Source organism: Flavobacterium jejuense, assembly GCF_006491595.2.
Taxonomy (GTDB): Bacteria; Bacteroidota; Bacteroidia; order Flavobacteriales; family Flavobacteriaceae; genus Flavobacterium; species Flavobacterium jejuense.
The window spans coordinates 179048-201460 of record NZ_VEVQ02000002.1; the positions used below are offsets into that span (position 1 = coordinate 179048).

The following is a 22413-nucleotide window of genomic DNA, read 5'->3' on the forward strand; positions in this document are numbered from 1 at the left end:
GATATCTTTTTAAATTATATGAAAGCCTTAATCTTTATGGATTAAGGCTTTTTTTATTCCACTACTTTCTCTATATAATCAGAATTTAATAGATAAAGAGCACCCATATATTGTAATTTAAATGTAACTACATCACCAACTTTGTATTTCTTTTTAGAGTTACTAATATCTATAACAGTCATGTCCGAACTGGAATCTATTATAGTTATAGTCTCATCATCTGAATTTAAGTATTGTGGTTGCATGTCTAGTAAACCAAAATCTAAAATAGCTCGTAATGAAGTTTCACTTAAATCTACATTTTCATCTACTTCATAAGTATTTCCAGCTACATTTTCACCTAATTCACCAATAGGGCTATTTGATTTTTCTGTAATTTCTATGATTTCAGCATACAATTTAAAAACATCATTATGTAGGCCTACAATTGTATCATTGGTAAACAAATCTTTACCAAAAAACAAAGCTTCTCCAATTCTAAAATGATTCACTGCCATAGGACGTGCATTTTTAAGCATCAAAGGAATTGCTACAGAAGTTCCTCCTGAAACCCATGGTATTTTCACATTAAACTTGGCTTCAATAAGTTGTTTGTATAAACTTAACTGAATCAATTTATCTTGTGTAGGCATCACACCACTTAAACAATTTAAATTGGTTCCTATTCCAGTAATTTCTATATGAGGTAAACTAAATACTTGTTCGTAAAAATTTAATAATTCTTCTCCTAAAACACCTTCACGCAAATCGCCCATTTCTATCATAATCATAACACCATGCACCTTACCTTGTCTTTTGGCTTCTTCAGAAAGCATTTGAATGGTGTAAATTTCGGTATTAAAACTTACATCTGCATATTTAACGATGCTTTCAATGTTTCGTTTAGAAGGGGGTTTAATATATACGGTTTGAATCTCAGGGTTTAGTTTTTTTATTTTTTTTAGATTACTAATTCTTGAATCATGCATTTCGGTTACGCCTAGTGCTATGATTTCTTTTAAATAAATAGTATTTCCACAAAGCAATTTGGTAACCACACCCCATTCTATATTTCGTTCTTTAAATAAATTATCTAAAAACTTATAGTTCTCTTGTAATTTTTTACGGTATAATTTTATAAATGCCATTATTGTATTATTTTTCTAGGAATAGTCTTAGATATACGTGTTAATAATTCGTAGTTTAATTGATTACTAAAGTCACTAAAAGAAGACACAGTAATAGATAAATTTTTTTGTGTACCAATTAGTGTTACTTCATCTCCTTTTTTAACGTGTTCAATTTCAGAAACATCAATAGTTAACATATTCATATTGACAGTTCCAATGACCATGCAGCGTTGTCCATTTATTAGTACACGTCCTTGGTTACTCAAAGAGCGACTGTAACCATGAGAGTATCCTAATGGAATGGTTGCTATTTTCATGTGTTCTTTTGCCATAAAACTTGTGCCATAACCAATAAATTCTCCTGATTTAACACGTTTTACACTCATAATTTCGCTTTTCCAAGAAATAACGCGTTGTAAAGGGTCATTTTTTGTCTTTTTTGCATTTAGGAAAGTTACGAAAACTTCTGGACTAGGCCACAATCCATACTGAAGAATTCCAATACGAACTAAATCCATTCGGGTTTCTGGAAACATCATCGAGGCAGCTGAACAAGCCGAATGCCTAATTTCTGGTTGTATTCCAAATGATTTTATAATGGATTCTGCTTTATTAAAGAGTTCAATTTGTTTAGACACTCTGTAATAGTTGGAAATACTTTCAGCACCAGCATAATGAGTGCAAAGTCCCTTGAAACGAATATTCTCTTTCTCTTTAATAAGATATTGTGCTACTTTAGCAATTGTTTTAACTTCAAAACCTGTGCGGTTCATGCCCGTTTCTACTTCAATATGAATAATTGCTTTTTGCTTTAACTTTTTGGCTACTTTAGCTGCTTTTGCTAATCTATAACGTTCAAAAACAAAGAACTCTATTTTGTTTTGAATTACCCATTGCATATCATCATCAGCAACAAAACCCATTATTAATATAGTAACAGTACTCTTTAAAGTATCAAAAACAATTTTTGCTTCTTCCACATCAAAAACCGAAAAATGATTCACTCCATTATCAAAAGCCATTTTAACAAATTCGGCTAATCCATGACCATAAGCGTTTCCTTTTACTACAGAAGAAAGTATGACTTTTTTTCCATAGGTTTTTCTTAGAAAATCGATATTCTCTTTATGTGCCTTTTGGCTAATCTCGATCACCGAATTTTTATGCATCTAAAGTTTTTTTAGCAATTTGGTAAAATAAAGAAATACCAGTGGTTATAATTTCATCAGGGAAATCATAATCAGGATTGTGGAGAGCAGGTGTGTTTTCACCAGAACCCAATCCTAACATGGCTCCTTTGAATTTTTGAGTAAATAAACCAAAATCTTCTCCAAAAGTAAAAGGCAATTCTTTTTCTAATACGTTTAAATCGAGATTTGAAGCAGCTTTTCTAATGTAATTCACAGCTTCCAAATTATTTTCATTGGCTTGAAAGCTTTGTGTCCAATGTATATTTGTTTTCAAATTGAATTTCGAAGCAATTTTTCGTACATTTTCTTCCAAATTGGATTCAATGATTCTCATATGTGCATTACTATTACTTCTTATAGTAAAATGAACTTCTCCATAGCCTGCTGAAACACCATACGCTTTTTCACCCATATTGATATGAATAGGAGTAATAAGGCAATATGCTTTAGAAGCAACATCAGTACATATTTTTGAGTTGAAAAGAGTAAGCATTTCGGCTATAGCCAAAGCTGGATTGATGCCGTTTTCAGGTTCGCCCGCATGAGACGTTTTTCCTTCTAATTGAATAACCATACTGTTAACAGCACAAGTAAAAGTAGCTTCTTTAATAACAATTTGATGTTTTTTATAACCAGGAAGATTGTGTAAGGCAAAAGCGAAATCAGGTTGAATGCCTTCAAATTTAGAATCCTTTAAAACTCTTTTAGCTCCATTTCCATCTTCTTCTGAAGGTTGAAACAAAAGTAGTACTGTTCCTTTTTCTATTGGTTTTTCATGTAGCTTTTTAGCTAAACCACACAAAATAGCCATGTGACCGTCGTGACCACATTTATGAGAAACGCCTTCATAAACCGATTTGTAATCAAATGAGTTAATTTCGGAAATAGGTAAAGCATCTAATTCACATCGAAATAATACTGATTTACCAGTTTCTTTTCCTTTATAAATAGCTAAAATACCTTCACCTCCCAAATTTGTAATCATTTGATCGGGTTTGTATTTTGATAGAAAATCTAAAATGCGTTGGGCTGTCTTAGATTCATTGCCTGAAATTTCAGGATATTGGTGTAGTTCTTGTCTTAACTGAATAAGTTCTTCCAAAATGTATTATTTCGTTAAACGCATTTCCAAATATTTATTGGTAAACCCTAATTTCTCATATAAGATTTTAGCAGGATTATCAGGTTCCACATGAAGAGCGATATCACCTTTTACTGTTTCAATCGCTTTTTGCATTAGTTTTTTACCAAAGCCTTTTCCTCTTTGACTATTATCAACTGCGATGTAAACCAAAATATTTTCAGGAATAAAGCCACCCATTCCTGTATTGTTAAGAATAACCACTCCTACAATTTTTTCTTTATCTAAACCTACAATTATACTACCACCTTTTTCAGGATTCATAGCATAAGCAATGCATTTTAGAATGTCTTCCGTTTTGTCACCATATTGTTCTAAATGCGTAAATAAGAAGTTGGCAATAGTTTGGTGTGAATAGGTTTTATTTTCTCCTGTTTCAGGAGTTATGATTTTAAATTCCATTGTTGTTTTTTTTATAATGATAATTAGATAATAAAATGAATGTTATTAAAGATACGCTAATTCCAAAGATATTGGCATCTAAATGTTCGGGTAACGAATAATTTAACGGTAATTTATTACCAGAAAGTATTAAACCTATTGTGGTAGAACCACCTAAAAGCATGCTCCAAAAAGCAGCAACAGGATTGCTTTTTTTCCAAAACAAAGCACCTAAAACAGGTACAAATAATCCCGAAACCATAAAGGCATAGGAGTAGAGCATTAATTCCAATACATTTTGCATTTGGGAAGCCAAAAGAATAGCAAAAACGCCTACAGAAAGTGTCACTATTTGAGAAATTTGCAACATTTTCTTTTCTGAGAATTCTTTTTTAGAGAATTTCGAAATGATATCCGTTACAATATTTCCTGAGGCTGCCATCAAACAACTATCAGCAGTTGATAAAATAGCTGAAAAATAGGAAGACAACATTAATCCCATTAATCCAATAGGCAAAATGGTACTTAAAAGGATTGGTAATCCCATTTCGCTATCCATGGCTGAAGCATCTGTAATACCATCAAACATGCCTTGAGTGGCAGCCACTTTAGCTAACATTCCTAGAATTACACCCATGAAAGCCATTATAGGCCATTCGAATAAACCTGCAATAAACCAAGCTTTTTTTGCCTCTTTTTCATCTTTACAAGCATAAATACGTTGGTACAAAGTCATTCCAATAAACCAAATGGGAATAATGGTTACTGCCCAATTTAGAAGTTGGTGCCAAGTTACATTTGTTAAGGATAAATATTCTGGAGCTAAAGTAGCTTTAATGACATCATAACCACCTACAGCATTGTAAGCAATAGGAATTCCGATGAAAACCAAACCAGCAATTAGGATAATCCATTGAATGGTATCCGTGTAAATTACAGCTTTTAAACCACCAACAGCAGTATAAACCACAGCAATTGCTCCCATAATTACTAATGCCCATTGTAGATCTAAACCATCAATAGTAGCTGAGGCTAATTTGGCTCCAGCCAAAACTTGCGAACTCGTAAAACCAATATATCCTATTGCAGAGATAATCCCTGCTAATAAGGCTACTTTGGCACTATAAAAATGATTGAATATTTGTGGGAAAGTGAAAAATTTATGTTGGTGACCCAATTTACTTACTTTAGGAATTAAAAACACCGCACTTAACCAAGCACCAATTAATCCTGTAAAAAGCATCCACGAACCTGAAATTCCCATGGTGAAACCGAGTCCTCCTAAACCAATGGAAAAACCACCACCTACATCAGTAGCTACCACTGATAAGCCAATGTGCCAACTGCTCATGTTGCGTCCGCTAACGTAAAAATCTTCTGAAGAGGTGTTTTTTTTGTAAAAATAAAAGCCTACACCTAGCATGGCTAGCATGTAAACCACAAAGATTAAATAATCTATCGTGTGCATTATATTCTTTTTTCAAATTAAGTAAGCCCGTACCGGAATTTTTCCAAAGGCTTGATGCAGTTTACTGCAAATCGAATGATCAAAATGAAAGATTTTATTGAAAAAATCTTATAGCTACTAGTTAGATAAACCAGTTATGAAATCATAATAACGAGCGCAAAGGTAAGAAAAAGGAATGGAAATGCCTAATTGGGGTTGATGGTTGTAGGTTGTCAGGTTGTCTGTTGTCTGTTGTCTGTTGTCTGTTCTCTGTTGTAGGTTGTAGGTTGTGGGTTGTCCGTTGTCCGTCCCTGATATAGGTTGACCAAAAAAGTACATTTATACGAAAACTAATTTAAAAACGGCCCACTTTATACAGGGATTGACAAACATACAACCTACAACAGAGAACAGACAAAAAAAAATCCTATTACATTTCATAATAGGAATTGAATTTGCAAACACTTTTGTTTACTGAAAGAAACTAGTTGCCACTTAATATTTCTCTTTTTGAAAGCCCCAGTCTCTTAATTCTTGTTTGTAAGTATCAGGATAATTGGCTTTTAAAGTATAAATAATGGCATTTAATCCTTTTTTTAGATTTTTCTTTAGGATGTTTTTATCACCTACTTTAACCGAAACCTGACCATCTGTGGTTGTAGCTTGTTTTACTAAAACACTATATTGTTGTTGTAATGAGGTCCAGAAAGCCAACCCAAATTCTTTGTCTTCAAACCCGTGTTCTGTTAGTGCGCTAATCATTAATTTCAAGGCTTCCACTCTTTTGTTTTTATCTGTTGGTAACAGGTAGCGGTTGCCTTTGTGTTCAATACCAAAAGTTGCAAAATAGCTGGTACTGTTTTCTTTTTTATATTTGTCTGTAAGGTAACCTTTTACATAAGACAAATGCGTATCCATTGTTTTTTCTAAGGTCTCTAGGGTTTGTGTAATTTGTGGTCGCGTAGCCCCTTTGGATAATCTAATAGATAGGGTGTCGTTATAATTCGTTGCATCCGCCTGAAATTGCGCAACGGTTAACCATTTTAATGTTAGCCAACTAGAAGCGGCCCATTTTTCGCTTACTGTTGTAATGACATTGCCGAAGTTAATATCGGCTACTGGAACATTTCTAGTCTTACTAGGTTTTCCATTTTTTGAATTGTTTGCATTTGTTTCCATAAGTACTAAATTTTAGTTTAAATTAACATTATATCGTGTGATAATTTAAAAACTTAACAATAATAATGCCAAAAAATCAGTTAAAATTGTAGTGAATTTTTGAATAGGAGTGAAGTAATGAACTACATTGCATTTTTGTACAAAAGTAAAAAACAAAAAGCAGGTGCTACCGATACTAAAACATTGCGTTTGGTGTCGGTAGCAACTGCAGTCGATACTAAAACACTGAGTTTAGTGCAGGTAGCAGGTGTAGTTGGTACTAAAACATTGCGTTTAATATTGGTTACAGGTGTAGTTGGTAGTAAAATAGTGCGTTTGGAGTAGGTTGCAGGTGTAAACTGTGTTGATTGACTTTGTTTAAGAGGAGTATAGAATTTGGTAGGTTATTGTATTATTTAAAGATATGAGACTATGCTTAGCTGGTTATGAGTTTTCTGTTGTTGGGTTGTCAAAATTAGTTTATTTTAATAAGTTCAGGATCAAATTTAGTCGTCTCTGATATGTTTTGAATGATTGCATCCATTTCGGCTAGAATTTTAGAATAAGTATCAATAGTGAATGCAGCAGTACCGTATTTCTTTTTAGCAAATTCCTCACCTAATCCTATTGGACTAATGGTATAACGTTTGTTTATTTTATCATTTTTAGCCAACTCTAATAAAGATGAAATAGGAATGTTTTTTTCTTTTGAAGATAGTTCTATTTGTAAATTGATTCCTGAGCCCCAAGTTCTTTTTGTTATTGTACTTTTTAAAGTATCATTTTCTTCCTTGAGTAAAAGAAATTTATAGTTTAAAATTATGTTTTTATTTTTACTGTTTGTTAAAAATAATTTACCATTTACTTTATTTATCGGATGATTTGAAGTTAAAAAAACTTTACTCTTATTATCAAAGTCTTCTATTTTTTCTGGTTTCTCCGAATTTGAATCTGCATTTTTTAAATCGAATATATTTGTAGAATCTATAATTTCAAAATTTTCATCACTTATGTTTAGATTTAAAAAGTAGTTTTTGCATAAATCAGATAAATTATGAATCTTTTTTTCAGTAGCTATTGTTTTAAAGGTATTTTCTAAATCCATGAGTAAAGCTTCTACATCATTTTTTGTATTATCGATATCAACTTTTATAAGTTCATTTTCTTTACTAAATGCATCCAATTCTTTTATTCTTTCCTGAATATCTTCATTTAGTTGTTTGTTTTCTCTTTTTAATTGTTCGTTAATTTTTTTCAATTCTTCACAGGATTGCGAATAACTGGATATAGAAACAAAAAGTAGGATTATGTAATAGATTTTCATAGTGTAGAGAATACAATTTTTATAATAGTTTTTTAATACAGAGATATTCAAATAGGTTCCTTTTTGAATTATTTAATCATTTTGTTTTTTAAAGTATTGACAAATAGTACATTTCCTATGGCATCATATTGATTAAATTGTTCAATCCCTTTTGTTTTAATACTACTTTCATGGAAACCAAGAATGGTTAAATCGGCCATTTTAGATTTCTTATTAATCAATTCCACTTTATCGATAGATTCATCAATAGGAATTACAATGATATTATTGGAAGAAATTGGTAAACGACCAGTAGAAGTTAATTTTATTAAACCTGCTTTTTCAGTTTCAAGATTAGCTTTATCTACTGCTGCAAATATTTTTATTTCTGCTTTTTTCCAGTCGGGGTGCCCCAAAATGATATAAGACAACAAAATCATTAAATTGGCATTTTCATAATCTTCTTTTTTAATCCAAACATGAATTTCGTTTCTGTAACCAAAATTTCTATCAGAACTAGCTAAAATACACAAATCATAATTTGCAGAAGCTATTAAGTTATAATTATCAACAACATCGGTAAGCCATTCGGTTGTCCCTTTTTTAAATTCAAACAGCATCATATTGTTTTCATGACCAGAAATTCCTGGTTGTTGTATTGCTTGAACAATTGCACCCGTATTAGAAGGGTTTATGATAGTTTCTAGAAATACATTCGATTTTGTTGTGTTGGCCATTTCAATAAGCTTGTGTAATTTTTGATCGGCTTCTTGTTTGATAGCTTTAGAAAAATACCCTTTTTCAAAATGGATAAAAGTTCCAAAACCATAGCGATAAGAAATCCATTTCATGATATCAAATGCTGCCAATCGCTCAAAACTATCCTTATTCAAACAAATTACGCCTGGTCTCCAGTAGTCATCCGAATTTTCTTTATCACTTTTTTGAAGAAATACTTGTAGATTTCTATTAAATTGATGGATAACACCCTGAAAGATATTGGCCATCCCTTTTTTACTTGAATTGTTAAAAGTGATATAAAAGTAAATGGCTACCATTAGTAAAATTGAAGCAATAGCATAAACGGTATTTACTTTAAACATTAAATACACACATAAAATAGCTCCTAGAAGTGATAAATACCATTTCGATTTAAAAGAAGGTCGGTAAGATGGATCTGCTGCAAAGTGTTGCATGAATGAAATTAAGCACAAAGAACCGTAAGTGACCATAAAAAACATAGAAATCACCTCTGCAACTGCATTTACATCGCCCATTAAGACAAATACTAAGGCGATTACACTAGTTATTATAGTGGCATTTTTAGGTTCGTTGTTTTTTGCTGTTCCTTTAGAGATAAAAGTATTTACTTTTAGATTTGGTATTACATTATCAGCACCAATAGCTTGTAAAGTTCGTGGAGCAACCATAAAAGAACCTAAAGCAGAAGAAATAGTTGCAGCGGCAAGACCTAGTGGAATTATAGGTCCCCAAAGTGCAATTTTACTCATAATTAGCTGGTCTGAAATTAGATCAGAAGGAGAAGCTGAATAAGAAAGTTTCAAAGCAATAAACACATAAATAATCATACCAATTATGGTTGCAGCCAGTGTTCCCATTGGAATGGATTTTTTTGGATCCTTTAAATCACCAGACAAACCTACTCCTGCTGTCATTCCAGTAAATGCGGGAAAAATAATAGCAAAAACAAAGAAAAAACCTTTTCCAGAATCGATATTTTGAAATAACAAAGAGCTATCAAAAGTGCTAGAATAATCAGTTGACCCTAAGAAAAACATTACCAAAGAGACAAATAATATTGCAACAACAATATATAAGGCTTTCATTCCTAAATCGGCTCCTTTTGTAATCATTAGCCAAATTAATACTAATAAAGCAGGAATACTAAATATTCTATTGTCGGTAATTGTATAACCAAATTCTGCACTTATCCATGGTTTTATAGCTTCAAAGGATTCTGCGAATGCAATGACATAAAAGGCAACGCTGATTGCTTGCGAAAGATAAAGTGCTAAACCTATTGAGGAACCTATATTTAAACCAAAAGAGCGAGAAATTATAAAGTATTCTCCACCACCTTCTACTTTTTGATTGGTTGCAATTTCAGCTAATGCCATTGCTGTAGGTATAGTAACCAAATGTCCAATTAAGATAATTAAAAGTGTTCCCATGAAACCTACTTCGCCCACAGCATAACCAAATCGTAGAAACATTACGGCTCCAAGAATGGTTGAAATGGCTGTTAAAAAAACAGGAAGCGTTCCAAAATTTGCTTTAATCGATTGTAATTTGTTTTCCATGTATCAATAAATGTCATGCAATTTAAAAACAAAAGACTTAAAAAGGAAGGTTTTATCTATTTCTTTTGGTTTAGCAATATTTGGAATAAAACGAATTCAAATCAAAAACTTTTCTATATTTGTATTTATATAAGCCAATTTTTAAAAGTACAAGCCATGTTAGTAAAAGTATTCGGAAGTGCCGTTTTCGGTGTGGAAGCGACCACCATTACCGTAGAAGTAAATATTGATAAAGGAATCGGCTACCACTTGGTAGGATTACCAGATTCTGCGATAAAAGAAAGTAGTTATCGCATTGCTGCAGCGCTCAAAAACAACAATTATAGTCTTCCAGGAAAAAAGATAACCATAAATATGGCTCCTGCCGATTTGCGGAAGGAAGGTTCTGCCTACGATTTAACCCTTGCTGTTGGTATTCTTGCAGCATCTTCCCAAATAAAAACCGACAAAATCACAGAGTACATCATCATGGGTGAATTATCACTTGATGGTGGTTTGCAACCTATAAAAGGAGCTTTGTCTATTGCTATAAAAGCGAAAGAAGAAGGTTTTAAAGGGGTTATTTTACCCATTCAAAATGTAAAAGAAGCTGCTGTTGTAGATGGAATCGATGTGTATGGTGTTGAAAATGTGTTACAAGTCATAGATTTTTTTGATGGAAAAGAAGGCTTAGAGCCAACAGTTATTGATTGCCAAGAAGAGTTCAATAAAAATTTAGATTTTCCAGAATTTGATTTTTCCGATGTAAAAGGGCAGGAGAGTATTAAACGGTGTATGGAAATTGCAGCTGCTGGTGGTCACAATATTATTTTAATTGGGCCACCTGGTTCAGGAAAAACGATGTTAGCGAAACGTTTGCCCAGTATTTTACCACCCATGACGATGCAAGAAGCTTTGGAAACTACTAAAATTCATTCTGTTGCTGGAAAAGTGAAGGAAACGGGTTTGTTAACGCAAAGGCCCTTCAGATCACCCCATCACTCTGCTAGTTCGGTTTCATTAGTTGGAGGTGGTAGTTATCCACAACCAGGCGAAATATCTTTAGCACATAATGGTGTTTTATTTTTAGATGAATTACCTGAATTTAAACGAGAAGTTCTAGAAGTCATGCGTCAACCGTTAGAAGATAGAGAAGTGACTATTTCGAGAGCTAAGTTTACCATTACTTATCCATCCTCTTTTATGCTGGTTGCGAGTATGAATCCAAGTCCAGGTGGCTATTTTAATGATCCTAATGCTCCAGTTTCTAGTTCGCCAATGGAAATGCAACGTTATTTGAGTAAAATTTCTGGACCATTGTTAGATCGTATTGATATTCATATTGAAGTAACACCTGTTCCTTTTGAAAAATTATCTGATACTAGAAAAGCAGAAAGTAGTTCAGAAATACGAAAAAGAGTCAACCATGCTAGGCAAATTCAATCCAATCGTTTTAATGAATTTAAGAACATTCATTATAATGCACAGTTGAGTAGTAAATTAATACGTGAATATTGTGTTTTAGACGAACAATCACTACAATTATTAAAAACTGCAATGGAGCGTTTAAATTTATCCGCTAGAGCGTATGATAGAATTTTAAAAGTTTCTAGAACAATTGCCGATTTAGAAGCCTCTAAAGATATTCAGTCATATCATATTGCTGAAGCTATACAGTATAGAAGTTTAGACAGAGAAGGTTGGTTGGGATAATAAAAACCCAATCCTTTCTTTGAAATATATGATAAGTAGTTTTAAGCGGTTTGACGTTGATGTCTTCTGTGGTAAAAATCCATTACAGTTACATTTACATCTTTTAATTCTGGTGTTAAGATACTTTTTACACCTTTATAATTGTTGGTTAATTCTAGACCGCAGCATTTACATTGGTATTCTTTGATGTGGTTAGTTATGTCTTTGGTTGTTACTAGTTTATGACCAAACACTTTGCACTTTATTTTTTTAGTAAAAAAACTGCCTTGTAGTAGTATATTCATAATCAATAGTTTAGTTTGTTTTGCTAAATTACTAAAAAAATCGACAAAAGCAACAAAAAACCGATAAAATGTAATTTGATTTATGGAATTAAAAAAAAACTGTTAAATTTAAGTTGTAAAAACGTTAGATAACCATTAAGTGGTGGTGTTTTATGATTAAAAAAAATATAAATATCTTTTCAAAATAAATGGAAGAAATTAGTCAATATCTATTATTTTTTTGTGTTTGGACCAATATGGTGTTCCATAACTACAAAATATTTCTTCACCTTGTTTTATTTTTTTGGTTGCTATGATACATATTTTTTTGTTTTCATCTAATGAAATGATAGCATTATTCTTAAATTTAGTAGTAGCAATTCCTTTAGCATCATTGGCATATTTTGCAAAGCAATCGGTATGCATACTGTCTAGAATACCTCCTTCAACTCTGTTGATAAAATACTGGTCTTGGTTAGCGGCTTTTCGTTTTTCAATTTCTGAATCGGTAAGTATTTCTCCATCAAAATACGAAATAATCTCATCTTTATAGATAGTAATAGCTGTGAACAAACCATTGCCTGCGTTAGGTAATTGAGAAGTTTGTACATATAAATAATCAGATTCAAGTACTTCTATGGTATTGTCTTTATTTGACATGCTTAATTTTGGTATTATTTTTTACTTAGTTTTTTGCTCCAGTAGATAATGTAAATGGTTCCAATAAAAGAAGGTAAAAGCCAACTAATTATATTTCCTAATCCTAAACCAGCTACAATAAATGCAGTTATTGAAGCGATAAGCGCACCTACCATTTTTCCAACATGGTTTTGCAACCATTTACTTTTATTGGTGCTTCTAAAAAACTGAAAATCTTTAAGAGTCATAAACAAGCCAAAACTACCAAAAAACACGTATAAAACACTATTATTTAAAGAATTTATCAACCCATAGAACCCTAATAGAAGCATGAGGATTGAAAAAAAAAGCATACTTCCAGATAATAGAAGGTCAATGGAATCAACTTTTACTTTTGATTTGAAAGTTAAGGCTCTGTTTCCTGCTAAAACCAAATAAATTGTAAATAAACCAATTAGAAATAAAAATAAATTTTCATGATTAGGCATCCAAGCTATTACTAACGAAATTAGACAACTTCCTAGCATACTTATAGAAAAGAGTTTACCCATTTTTTTATGAGGTTTACTTCCTTTTTTTAATAAAATACTTCCTAAGCCTGAAATTAGGCCTATTCCTCCTAAAAAAGCATGAATACAAATCGCTATTGTAATTACTTGTTCCATATTATTTGTTTTTAATAAGATAAAACTAAATAAAAAGTGAGGATTAGTTTTTTTTATGTTACCGAAGTGTACTTTTTTTAGGATGAATTGTTGCTTAAATATCCTTTTTTAAGATTTTATAAATGGTATCTGTTATCTCATGAACATTTCCGTTTTTTTGATTGGTTAAAATAACTATTGTAATTCCATCTTGATTGAACCTACTAACAAGGCATTCATAATTTCCTGATGAACCATGATGAGCGTGCTTTATTATGGTATTATTTTTCCAAGTGCAACTTCCTAAAGGAGATTGAATGTTATCACCCGTTATCACTGTTTCAGAAAGTGTTTTAATAGACTCTTTATTTATGATTTTATAAGTATCTAATTGTTCAAACCAGCTTGCTATATCTCTTGCAGTGGTTGTTAGTATTATATTTTTGATGGCTATTTTATAATTGTCTTCTTTAAAGTGGGTATCAAAGGGAATAGCCATTTTATTTTTGTCTATAAAAGGATATTGTTCTTTTAAAATTATATTTTTTAAGTGAAAAGGAATACAGATATGTTTTTGTAAATATTCTTCAAACTTCATATTTGAAACATTTTCAATTATTTTTATTAATAAAATAGGATTGTTATTCGAATATAGATAATTAGTTCCTGGTTCAAATTGCAGCGTGTCTAATGCTTGTAAGTCTTTAAAAACATCTTCAAAAGTTACATTATTTCCTTTACTAAAATATTGATTCCAATTGATTAATGGTAATCCACTTGAATATTGTAGCAGGTTTTTTAGGGTTACTTTTTCTGACCATTGTGGTAAATCTGGAATGTATTTGGATACTTTATCATCTAAATGAATAAGTTTATTCTGTTCTAATTGCATAATAGAAACCGCAGGAAATTCTTTATATACGGATCCAATATTAAACTTATACTCTTTACTTAGTTTTGTGTTTTTTGATCCATCAGTATAACCAAATGATTTTTCATAAAGGGTTTTACCATTTTGAATGATTAGTACATTTCCATTGAGTTTTTCTTCCTTATGGAGCGTATTTAGATAAGTATCGATTGTGTCTTTATTTTGGTTTTGGTAACTCAAAAAAGAAATAAGTAGATTTAGTAAGTAGATTTTAATCATGATTTTTTAAATTTTGATTGAATTAAAGTGATGATTATCTATTAGATGACGCTATTTTTATCTCTTTGTTACAAAAAATAGAATTAAAGCGATAGCTTGTAATTGGTTTAATTACTAGAAGATTGATTCTCATTTGCTTTCTTTTTCTCTAATTTTATCAATATATTCTTTTTCTAACTGGGTAAGTATAATGTCTTCCATTTTTAAATTAGGATTAGGTACATACCAGCCAAATTGTGAAAAATACGCTTTGAGATCAGATGCGTTAAATTCGTATCCATATTGTGCATATATGGTATTTCTTAATAAGCGTAATTCTTCTTTAGAGTAATTGGCTTCTAACCCCATTTTACCTATACTAATGACTTTTCCTTGTCTAATTTTTTCATAATAAACAGGATATGCAATAAAGGAAAGCTTATTTATAATGCCAAATTCAATATTTTTTGTAGGTTGAAAGTTGGTGCATTTAATTTGAAGGTAGCCATTTAAGATGCGTATCATTCTACAAAAATCTTTGTCAATATAATCGAATTTTTCATGAGTTACTTTTCCAGTTCCAATGATAGACCAATCCGCTTTTTGTCCAAAAATATCATTCACATAGAAATAAGTATTGGTTCCCATATCAATAGTAACCGTTAAATCATTTATTTTTCCTCCAGCCCATTTGGAACCAGTAGTTAATATGTAATTATAGAATTCATCCATAGAAACATTACTACTTGAAGGAAAGTTATAACTGTGATTGATTTGATTTAATCCAGGTTTAAAAGTAATTTCAAAAAGAAAGACAAAGATTCCCATTTCAGACTGACTGAATTGTATTTCGTTTTGGTTTTTTAGCTCACAATCTTCACATTCTGCCACTTTTAGTTGATAAGGTAGTATTCTATCGTTTTGAAAAATAGTAAAATCATTGATTTGGTTGCGATTACTTTGTTCATCAGAAACATCTCCTGTAGCTGTTGGAGCTTGAAAGCCAACTAGTAGTTTTCGTTCTCTATTTTCAGGATTATTGAAGGTAAATTGGATATTTACATAAGCAATGCCATCCTTTACTATAAAAGAAAGGATTTCTTTATCTAATGCTATTTTCGTTTCTTTGGTGGGGTAAATAACACCTCCATGGGTTAAATAGGAACCGTCATTTGCGTAAGAGAGATTAAAAAGTAGGATTAGTAGGAATAATAATTTTTTCATTTTATTCTAATTATGATTTCTTAAATCTTATTCAGCATTCTTCGTCTCATTTTTTTCATTGTGTAGTTGTACAGTAGGAATTTTCACAATTTCAAAAGTTGCTGAAGCTAAGATAACCTTTCCATTAGTAGCTTGAATTAGTTTGCCAATTTCTTCGTTTAGGATGTGTTTTGTATGTCTTCTTTTTTTGTAATCTACAATGTATCTTAAGTTGAATTGTATCCAATTATCTGTCATAGTGATGGCAAGAGTAGGATCTACTTGGGCATCTTCTATGTAATATTTGGTAACTACCTCTTTCCAATCGGCAATCGATTCTTGTACGTAATTCGCTAGGTGTTTTTGGGCTACAGAAATTACTATGGATTTAGCTAATTCCATATCGGAACCATAACGAATGGGTAAATTGAATTCATCCCAAACAAAAGGAAAATCTTGCGAATAATTGTAAACAGGACCTTTAAAAACGAAGGCATTGCTTAATTTTACAATTCGACCACTATAATTATCACTAGAAACCCATTCGCCTATTTCCATCATAGTAGTGTAAATGCTATCAATATCAATTACATCTCCTTTTATTCCATTGATTTCTATTCGATCTCCTGGTTGGTACACTTTGACAAAAAAGATATAAAACGAACCCGCAATGCTTAGTATTAATTCCTGAAGGGTTATGGTGATTCCTGCGGTGAGTAAACCAATAGCTAAACCGAAATCTTTTATACTTCCCGTGAAATAAGTGATAGTGACAAGCACTACAATGATATAGCCTATTATTTCAACTCCTTTTTGGGTTTTATACTTGGTGGCATTGTCAGGAAGATGTCTTTTTAAAGCTCTTCTAATCCAACCAATCAACAAAAATAGGAGTACTATCCACATCAAATAGATTAGAATATTTGTTGTAATTGGATGTTCTGTAAACCAAAGCTGTATTTCTGTTAGCACTTTCTTTTTAGTATTAATAAAAGTTGTCTAAAGATACGGAAGTCTTTTGAAAAAGAAAGAAAACGAATTTGTAGATTGATTCTTATTTCAGTTAAAAGTACTTTTTTACTTTTATACTGAATTTTTTTTTAATTAATGATGGGAAATATAGAACAAAAGCTATTGTTGAGATAGTTGTAAAGTATTGTTATGCTAGTCATTTTTGATTGGGTTTCTTTCTTCTTTTAATTATACCTTCTTTCTTGATGCTTATAAATATAACGCAATACTATAAACAAAATAAAGAGCGCAATCAGTATCCAAATAACACCAATTACTAAACTTGGAATACCTGTTAAATCAGCAATACTATCAGCATCACTTCCTATATTGGTTCTGTCTATTATATCCTCTTTGATGTCTACTATTACGTACAAACAGGAAGTAATGCCTATGAATTTCAACCACAAATCGTGAAATATTGGACTAAAGTATTTCACAGATACCAACATAAATAGTCCTAATCCAGCAGTCATAAGCGTTCCAAATACTTCTCCAGATTGTAAGACAAAGTAGGAGAGTCCTAATAAAACAATTCCAATAACCAAAGTAATGTATTTGTCTTTTATGGTTTTAACTGCCGCTATTAAGATTAACGAACCCCATACAAGACTTCCTAAATAACCTGCACTGGCTGTCATAAAACTTCCCCAAAAACTAGGTTCCATTGTGTATTGACAATAGCCACCAATTTGGGAATCAATTTGTATTTGAATAATACTACCTCCAAAAGCGAGAGCCATAAGTCCGTGACTCATTTCATGTAGCATCACCACAAATAATTTAATAGGATAAATGAATAGGGTGTTCCAAAAAGCAAAGGCTAGTAGTAGCATTATTGCTAGATATAGTATTTGAAATTTACCATTTGTACTATTCATGAAAGATTGGAGTTTGTTTTAGTTTCAAACAAATATAGTGAAGTTTTGATTGTAGTAACAGCTTGTAAAATTGTCAACTATTTATGTTATTGTAAATACCAATCTTGAACTACTCTACTAATTCCATAACCATTTTTCTGCTTCCAAAATCAATCTCTTGTTTTAGTATTTCTCTTGTGGATTGATCAATATAATATGTGCTTATTGTAACGTTGTTTGAAATATCATCAGTAGTCTCAACTTTCCAAACTTGTCTTTTCTTTCCATTAAAAGTATAAGTAGTTTCTTCGGTTTTTCTAATTGTTGCTTTAATTACTCCTACTTTTGCTTTAGGATTATAGTCAAAAATAGAGATAGTGTTAGAATATCCCTCTTTTAAAGGAAGTGATCGTATTAATTGTGGATAGAAATTACTATCAAAGAAAGACGAGTTGGTTTTTTCAGAAATCTGTGTTTTACTGCCCGCTTGTTTATCTAAATAATACCCAGTAGTTTTTTTCCCAAATTGCAATACCATTTCTCTTTGTTGGTTAAAAGAGGAATGATATATTGGTTTAAAATGTTGTACTTCCACAATGGTGCTATCGATCCATTTAGTAGGAGACTGTTTCATAACCACTGTTGTTATAATGTATATTTTTTCTTTCTCTTTTTGAATTTGGGTTTCAAGGGTTCCTATTGGAATTTTAAGAGAATCTTTAATCATAAACCAAGTCATTTTAGAGGTTTCAGACTTTATAAGATTTGTGTTTGCTGGATTATTTAACGGACTTATACTTAATATGGGTGCTTCTTGACTAAAAATAGGTGTAAAGTTTCCCAAAATAACTAGTAATACCAATACTAAATTTTTCATTTGTTTAATGCTTTTAATGGTATTAGTAATCAATTTAAACTTTTGTTACATTTTTGTGTAAGTCTTTTTAGGACAAGACAAAATTAGATACAATGTTTATGTATGTGGAAAGTTGCCGTTTCTTATGCAAGGGTTTTTCGAAAGGAAATCAGAAGTTAGAAAATTGCAAGAATTCTTGATTAAGCAATAAACTAAGCGTTATTTTTATACGACTTAAGTTTACATTTTTTTTCTTTGATTATATTTTCTTTTAGTCTTTATTATTCTATATCTTAAATCATCATAAAATAAACTAATGAGTAAAATTAAAGCACCAAAAATCAAAGTGTTTAATTTTAAACCAAGTTTAGAATAAAAATAACCACCTATTAATCCACCACCAAAAAAGAACAAGATAATATAAATTCGTAGTTTAATATTAGCTTTGAGTTTTTCTCTATTTGTATGCAATTTTGGAAAGAATATATGTGAAATATCAATTCCTAAGTCTGTAAAAAGTCCAGTGAGGTGTGTTGTTCTTACTACAGCATTTGAAATTTTGGTTACAAAAGAATTTTGAAGTCCCATTGCAAAAAGTAGAAAACATACTATTAAATTGGAATAGTTCATTTCGACAAAATTGCTTATTAGACCTATTGATATTAAAATAAAACATTCAATTAATGTTGGTAGAAAGTAAATATTTAGTTTTTTATTTTCTCTAAATATTTCAATTAGAAAACTAGATATAAATGAACCTAAGAAAAAAGAAAAAATATAAAGAAAATATATTGTGCCTTTCCAAAATTTAAAATAAGCTACATCATTTATAAATAGAGCAAAATGACCAGTAACATTTGTTGTTAACTGTTTAAAAGATAAGAATCCTGTAACATTTACAATACCTGCAACAAAAGACAGAATAGTTGCAATCTGTAAATTATGTTTTAAAGTTCTGTTTTTGCCTTGATGTCTAAACATTTAATTTTTTCATTTAGATCGTTTTTTTTAATTGGACACAATATTCCGCGGCTTGGATCTGTTAGCTCCAGATTGAATAATCTATTTCTTGCTAATATAAGTTTTCCGCTGGAAAATCGAATGTGTGTTTTATTGGGATGAGCTATTGTGCTAAACCTTTGTGGCTGTTTTACACAGTTTTTTAATATACATTTTCCATAGTTTTGTCAATCTAATTTATTAGGTTTTTACATTTATAATTTGGGTCAGATTCAATTCCGTTTAAGTTATGGTCAAAAATAACTATTGGATATCCAGATTCAGAAGCTCTATTGTCAAAACACCAAAAGGTTACATTGTCTTACCTGAAAGGTGTTAGATATCTAGGGGAATTTTAATTCTGCGTAATCTTTCAGAACTTTCTCCAAATTTATCTTTTTTTAGTTAGTTATGTATGCGAACTGTACGTTTATTGTGAATCAAAAATAGTGAAAAAGAGAATAGAAATTGGGAAACTTATTTTTATTATGTCATAATAAAAGCTAATCTTGTGATTGGTATTATTATTACTACTATTTTATAGGATATGATCTAGAGAAGCGCTGTTTGGGGCTATTTTCTTTTGGTCAATAAATCGGCATAGTGTTTTCTTACTGCATTAAGTACATCTAGCGATTGGTTAAACTCTTCTGTGTCTTTACTTTTATCTATAGCAAGAACATAGGTTGCCATGGCGGTGTAGGTGGTTTTTAAATAGGAACGCAATTTTTTCATTTTATATTGTTTTGAATACTTGTTAAACTAAAATATTTATTTATTCTGAGAAGTAAAAAATGGTATAAAAATTTTAATAGTTCAACCTAGATTTTCAAAATCCAGTTAGAATGGAATGCGTTTCTACTCAGATTTTCAAAATCTAGTTAGAATGGAATGCATTTCTACTCAGATTTCCAAAATCCAGTTAGAATGGAATGTATTTCTACTCAGATTTCCAAAATTTAGTTAGAATGGAATGTATTTCTATTCAGATTTCTAAAATTTAGTTAGAATGGAATGTATTTCTATTCAGATTTCTAAAATTTAGTTAGAATGGAATGCATTTCAATTTATATATTTTTAGAGATAGGTATTCATACAGTAGTTGCTTTTTAAATAAGCTCAAATTTTCCATATTCTAGTACGGAATAAGTATCAAAATAACTTCTTATGGTACAAAATCAAAAATGTTACGACTGTTTATTTGAAGTAGTAGATCTTCTTTACAACTTTGTATTTTACATGTTTCTGGATCACTTGGAAATACATCAATTTCAAAATCAGCTTTATGGTTTGCTACAAAGCGTTCTAATGTCCAAGAATAAAAAATTCGATTTTTATTTTTTCGGTTGTTTTTATTTGGAATCTCTGGAATGTTATTTTTTGATAGTAGTAGTATGTTTTCTAACATCTTTAGGTTACTAATTCAGTTTATAGACTGTTGCGTTTTGCTATTTATTGATTCCGATTATTTCAGTCAATCTCTTGATTCCCTTTTGTGAAACAATTCTAAATCCTAGTTCAATAAAGATAAATTTAAGGACAAGGACAGCTAAGATATATTTAAGAATGTCTTCCCATCTATTGTGAATTATTGCTGTAAGCATTGCAGAAATAGAGATTACAATCATTACAACAAAACCGATTTTAATAACTTTACTAGTATGTATTTGTACAAATGCTTTTTGGTTTTCTAATTTTCCTTTCAATACACAAAAATTGCCATACAATTTTTTTGATAGTTTAATTTCAAATACATGGTTCTCTATTTTTCCAATGAATGCTTGCTTGTCCCAATCGGCAACGAATTGTTCTTTTGATAAAGTTTGATCTTTTAATTTTGAAATGGCTTGCTCACTATTATTGTTTAATTCAATTATACATTCTTTTTGAGGAAATAGTTGCATTTGGTTTAGCATTTTATGCTTACAAATCTAAACTATCCTTTTTACTTTAACAATACCTTTAAAAAGTTCTCTAACTGACCTGACGGAGTGCTAATAATATGAAACATTTATACACAAGGTAGGTCACTTTAAGAACGAAGCGTATCGAGAAGTTTTGTTTTCAGTAGAAATTTTTGATGCTATTTTGGCTTCATTGTATGAAGTAAGAGCGAACTAGCATAAAGGTTGTATCTTTTTATTATAATGAAGAGTTTGGATTAACTACATGAAAAAGCCGTCTTAAAATTTGAGGTTTGTCATAGTGATGAAAATGACAAGTTGCACACTTTTAAGACAGCTTTTTTAAATGTATGTTGCAAATTTAGAAGACTTTGCAGTGTTTTAGTCTATTCTTTTACCGTCGATAGACCAAGTAGAAAGTCTAAACAGTTTAGTGCTAAATTTTCTTTCTTTAATTTCTACACTTATTTCTGGGGCTTTGTTTTCCTTTTTGTCTATAACTATTGAAGAGCAGTAGGCTGTTTCTGCATTAGCTTCTTTCTTAAATTCTTCTGTGGCTTTAGCGACAATTTCTCTTAAGGTGTCGAAGTTAATTTCTTTGGCAGAAAAAAGAAAAGGTTTGTAAGTGTCATAACTATTAGACAATGTTTGATTGACAATATCTCCAACAGAAATATCTACATTGTTAGTAGTTAATCTTCCTTCACTATCTACACCATATGCTATAATGTAATCTTTATTGTCTCCTCTAACAATATTCATAGTAATAGAGCTAGATAATTCATCGCGTTGTGGGTGAATGGAACCACTATACGAAAATTCCATCACTTCGATATTGTCTTTTAAATCTGGAAAGTGCGAATAGATGTAATCAGTAAGTTTTTCATAGCCAGTATTGTCTTGAATCAAATCATTTGGTAATTGTACTTGGTTGCATGCAGTTGTCATGGCTACTAGGATAGAGAAAAGAGTAATTTTAATTAGTTTCATGTTTATGTTTAATTAATTCTAATGTTACTTTGTTTGCGAATAGGGCATTTACCACTAGCTTTTGTAGAGGTCAAATACCATTTGTTTTATTTTGGACAAATGTAAACCTAATCTTACAGTATTGCAATACGTATTTATACTGATTTTATACTGTTTTTTGTACGTGTTTATAC

General features: G+C 30.8%; 22 protein-coding genes. 2 read left to right on the forward strand and 20 right to left on the reverse strand.

What is annotated here, in order from left to right; translation table 11 throughout:
- Positions 1–53: 53 nt before the first annotated feature.
- The 6 genes from FIA58_RS03590 to FIA58_RS03615 form a co-directional block, all read right to left on the reverse strand.
- Complete coding sequence (locus FIA58_RS03590; RefSeq protein ID WP_140960153.1) at positions 54–1127, reverse strand: alanine/ornithine racemase family PLP-dependent enzyme; 1074 nt, start codon at positions 1125–1127, stop codon at positions 54–56.
- Positions 1127–2278, reverse strand: a complete 1152-nt coding sequence (gene alr, locus FIA58_RS03595) for an alanine racemase (RefSeq protein ID WP_140960155.1) — start codon at positions 2276–2278, stop codon at positions 1127–1129. The genes FIA58_RS03590 and alr overlap by 1 nt, the downstream gene beginning before the upstream one ends.
- Positions 2271–3401, reverse strand: a complete 1131-nt coding sequence (locus tag FIA58_RS03600; protein WP_208022750.1) for an amidohydrolase — start codon at positions 3399–3401, stop codon at positions 2271–2273. The genes alr and FIA58_RS03600 overlap by 8 nt, the downstream gene beginning before the upstream one ends.
- A gap of 6 nt (positions 3402–3407) precedes the next feature.
- On the reverse strand, positions 3408–3842 hold the full coding sequence (locus tag FIA58_RS03605) for a GNAT family N-acetyltransferase (protein WP_140960159.1): 435 nt from the start codon (positions 3840–3842) through the stop codon (positions 3408–3410).
- Entirely contained in the window at positions 3832–5289 is a 1458-nt protein-coding gene (locus FIA58_RS03610; RefSeq protein WP_140960161.1) for a sodium:solute symporter family protein, read from the reverse strand. The genes FIA58_RS03605 and FIA58_RS03610 overlap by 11 nt, the downstream gene beginning before the upstream one ends.
- A 474-nt stretch (positions 5290–5763) precedes the next feature.
- Positions 5764–6447 (reverse strand): hypothetical protein, encoded by a 684-nt coding sequence (locus FIA58_RS03615; RefSeq protein ID WP_140960163.1) that lies wholly within the window; start codon positions 6445–6447, stop codon positions 5764–5766.
- A 117-nt stretch (positions 6448–6564) separates the two neighbouring features.
- Here FIA58_RS03615 and FIA58_RS03620 point away from each other — a divergent pair, with 117 nt between their 5' ends.
- Positions 6565–6771 carry a hypothetical protein gene (locus FIA58_RS03620; RefSeq protein WP_140960165.1) on the forward strand — a complete coding sequence of 69 codons (207 nt, stop codon included), beginning with the start codon at positions 6565–6567 and terminating at the stop codon, positions 6769–6771.
- A 130-nt stretch (positions 6772–6901) separates the two neighbouring features.
- On the opposite strand, the gene FIA58_RS03625 is transcribed toward FIA58_RS03620, so the two are convergent.
- The gene (locus FIA58_RS03625; protein WP_140960167.1) at positions 6902–7750 is read right to left on the reverse strand and encodes a hypothetical protein; all 849 of its coding nucleotides are present in this window, start codon (positions 7748–7750) and stop codon (positions 6902–6904) included.
- Between the two features lie 68 nt (positions 7751–7818).
- The gene (locus FIA58_RS03630) at positions 7819–10050 is read right to left on the reverse strand and encodes an APC family permease (protein WP_140960169.1); all 2232 of its coding nucleotides are present in this window, start codon (positions 10048–10050) and stop codon (positions 7819–7821) included.
- Positions 10051–10206: 156 nt separating this feature from the next.
- On the opposite strand from FIA58_RS03630, the gene FIA58_RS03635 reads away from it, so the two are divergent.
- Positions 10207–11742, forward strand: coding sequence for a YifB family Mg chelatase-like AAA ATPase (locus FIA58_RS03635; RefSeq protein WP_140960171.1), 1536 nt, complete (start codon positions 10207–10209; stop codon positions 11740–11742).
- 41 nt (positions 11743–11783) lie between these two features.
- On the opposite strand, the gene FIA58_RS03640 is transcribed toward FIA58_RS03635, so the two are convergent.
- From FIA58_RS03640 to FIA58_RS03695, 12 genes are all read right to left on the reverse strand, one after another.
- A complete protein-coding gene (locus FIA58_RS03640; RefSeq protein WP_140960173.1) occupies positions 11784–12026 on the reverse strand; it encodes a hypothetical protein in 243 nt (80 codons plus the stop codon).
- A gap of 198 nt (positions 12027–12224) precedes the next feature.
- Complete coding sequence (locus tag FIA58_RS03645) at positions 12225–12665, reverse strand: SET domain-containing protein-lysine N-methyltransferase (RefSeq protein ID WP_140960175.1); 441 nt, start codon at positions 12663–12665, stop codon at positions 12225–12227.
- A 14-nt stretch (positions 12666–12679) separates the two neighbouring features.
- Positions 12680–13309 (reverse strand): hypothetical protein, encoded by a 630-nt coding sequence (locus FIA58_RS03650; RefSeq protein ID WP_140960177.1) that lies wholly within the window; start codon positions 13307–13309, stop codon positions 12680–12682.
- Between the two features lie 94 nt (positions 13310–13403).
- Positions 13404–14438 (reverse strand): serine hydrolase domain-containing protein, encoded by a 1035-nt coding sequence (locus FIA58_RS03655; protein WP_140960179.1) that lies wholly within the window; start codon positions 14436–14438, stop codon positions 13404–13406.
- 129 nt (positions 14439–14567) lie between these two features.
- On the reverse strand, positions 14568–15641 hold the full coding sequence (locus tag FIA58_RS03660; RefSeq protein WP_140960181.1) for a YARHG domain-containing protein: 1074 nt from the start codon (positions 15639–15641) through the stop codon (positions 14568–14570).
- Positions 15642–15668: 27 nt separating this feature from the next.
- On the reverse strand, positions 15669–16592 hold the full coding sequence (locus FIA58_RS03665) for a mechanosensitive ion channel family protein (RefSeq protein WP_394352404.1): 924 nt from the start codon (positions 16590–16592) through the stop codon (positions 15669–15671).
- 224 nt (positions 16593–16816) lie between these two features.
- Positions 16817–17512: a M50 family metallopeptidase gene (locus FIA58_RS03670; RefSeq protein WP_140960183.1), complete on the reverse strand. Its 696-nt coding sequence runs from the start codon at positions 17510–17512 to the stop codon at positions 16817–16819.
- Between the two features lie 109 nt (positions 17513–17621).
- Positions 17622–18368: a DUF3108 domain-containing protein gene (locus tag FIA58_RS03675; RefSeq protein ID WP_140960185.1), complete on the reverse strand. Its 747-nt coding sequence runs from the start codon at positions 18366–18368 to the stop codon at positions 17622–17624.
- Positions 18369–18587: 219 nt separating this feature from the next.
- Positions 18588–19328 (reverse strand): YoaK family protein, encoded by a 741-nt coding sequence (locus tag FIA58_RS03680; protein ID WP_140960187.1) that lies wholly within the window; start codon positions 19326–19328, stop codon positions 18588–18590.
- 1183 nt (positions 19329–20511) lie between these two features.
- Entirely contained in the window at positions 20512–20754 is a 243-nt protein-coding gene (locus FIA58_RS03685; protein ID WP_140960189.1) for a hypothetical protein, read from the reverse strand.
- 40 nt (positions 20755–20794) lie between these two features.
- The gene (locus FIA58_RS03690) at positions 20795–21250 is read right to left on the reverse strand and encodes a hypothetical protein (protein WP_140960191.1); all 456 of its coding nucleotides are present in this window, start codon (positions 21248–21250) and stop codon (positions 20795–20797) included.
- A 381-nt stretch (positions 21251–21631) separates the two neighbouring features.
- A complete protein-coding gene (locus tag FIA58_RS03695; RefSeq protein WP_140960193.1) occupies positions 21632–22240 on the reverse strand; it encodes a hypothetical protein in 609 nt (202 codons plus the stop codon).
- Between the last annotated feature and the right edge of the window lie 173 nt (positions 22241–22413).

Bases quoted from the DNA above. Each gene is read 5' to 3' on its own strand.
- FIA58_RS03660 (WP_140960181.1), bottom strand. From the start codon at position 15,641: ATGAAAAAATTATTATTCCTACTAATCCTACTTTTTAATCTCTCTTAC.
- FIA58_RS03610 (WP_140960161.1), bottom strand. From the start codon at position 5,289: ATGCACACGATAGATTATTTAATCTTTGTGGTTTACATGCTAGCCATG.
- FIA58_RS03655 (WP_140960179.1), bottom strand. From the start codon at position 14,438: ATGATTAAAATCTACTTACTAAATCTACTTATTTCTTTTTTGAGTTAC.
- FIA58_RS03640 (WP_140960173.1), bottom strand. From the start codon at position 12,026: ATGAATATACTACTACAAGGCAGTTTTTTTACTAAAAAAATAAAGTGC.
- FIA58_RS03670 (WP_140960183.1), bottom strand. From the start codon at position 17,512: ATGAATAGTACAAATGGTAAATTTCAAATACTATATCTAGCAATAATG.
- FIA58_RS03685 (WP_140960189.1), bottom strand. From the start codon at position 20,754: ATGTTAGAAAACATACTACTACTATCAAAAAATAACATTCCAGAGATT.
- FIA58_RS03615 (WP_140960163.1), bottom strand. From the start codon at position 6,447: ATGGAAACAAATGCAAACAATTCAAAAAATGGAAAACCTAGTAAGACT.
- FIA58_RS03690 (WP_140960191.1), bottom strand. From the start codon at position 21,250: ATGCAACTATTTCCTCAAAAAGAATGTATAATTGAATTAAACAATAAT.
- FIA58_RS03675 (WP_140960185.1), bottom strand. From the start codon at position 18,368: ATGAAAAATTTAGTATTGGTATTACTAGTTATTTTGGGAAACTTTACA.
- FIA58_RS03620 (WP_140960165.1), top strand. From the start codon at position 6,565: ATGAACTACATTGCATTTTTGTACAAAAGTAAAAAACAAAAAGCAGGT.
- FIA58_RS03650 (WP_140960177.1), bottom strand. From the start codon at position 13,309: ATGGAACAAGTAATTACAATAGCGATTTGTATTCATGCTTTTTTAGGA.
- FIA58_RS03695 (WP_140960193.1), bottom strand. From the start codon at position 22,240: ATGAAACTAATTAAAATTACTCTTTTCTCTATCCTAGTAGCCATGACA.
- FIA58_RS03645 (WP_140960175.1), bottom strand. From the start codon at position 12,665: ATGTCAAATAAAGACAATACCATAGAAGTACTTGAATCTGATTATTTA.
- FIA58_RS03625 (WP_140960167.1), bottom strand. From the start codon at position 7,750: ATGAAAATCTATTACATAATCCTACTTTTTGTTTCTATATCCAGTTAT.
- alr (WP_140960155.1), bottom strand. From the start codon at position 2,278: ATGCATAAAAATTCGGTGATCGAGATTAGCCAAAAGGCACATAAAGAG.
- FIA58_RS03605 (WP_140960159.1), bottom strand. From the start codon at position 3,842: ATGGAATTTAAAATCATAACTCCTGAAACAGGAGAAAATAAAACCTAT.
- FIA58_RS03590 (WP_140960153.1), bottom strand. From the start codon at position 1,127: ATGGCATTTATAAAATTATACCGTAAAAAATTACAAGAGAACTATAAG.
- FIA58_RS03630 (WP_140960169.1), bottom strand. From the start codon at position 10,050: ATGGAAAACAAATTACAATCGATTAAAGCAAATTTTGGAACGCTTCCT.
- FIA58_RS03635 (WP_140960171.1), top strand. From the start codon at position 10,207: ATGTTAGTAAAAGTATTCGGAAGTGCCGTTTTCGGTGTGGAAGCGACC.
- FIA58_RS03680 (WP_140960187.1), bottom strand. From the start codon at position 19,328: ATGTTTAGACATCAAGGCAAAAACAGAACTTTAAAACATAATTTACAG.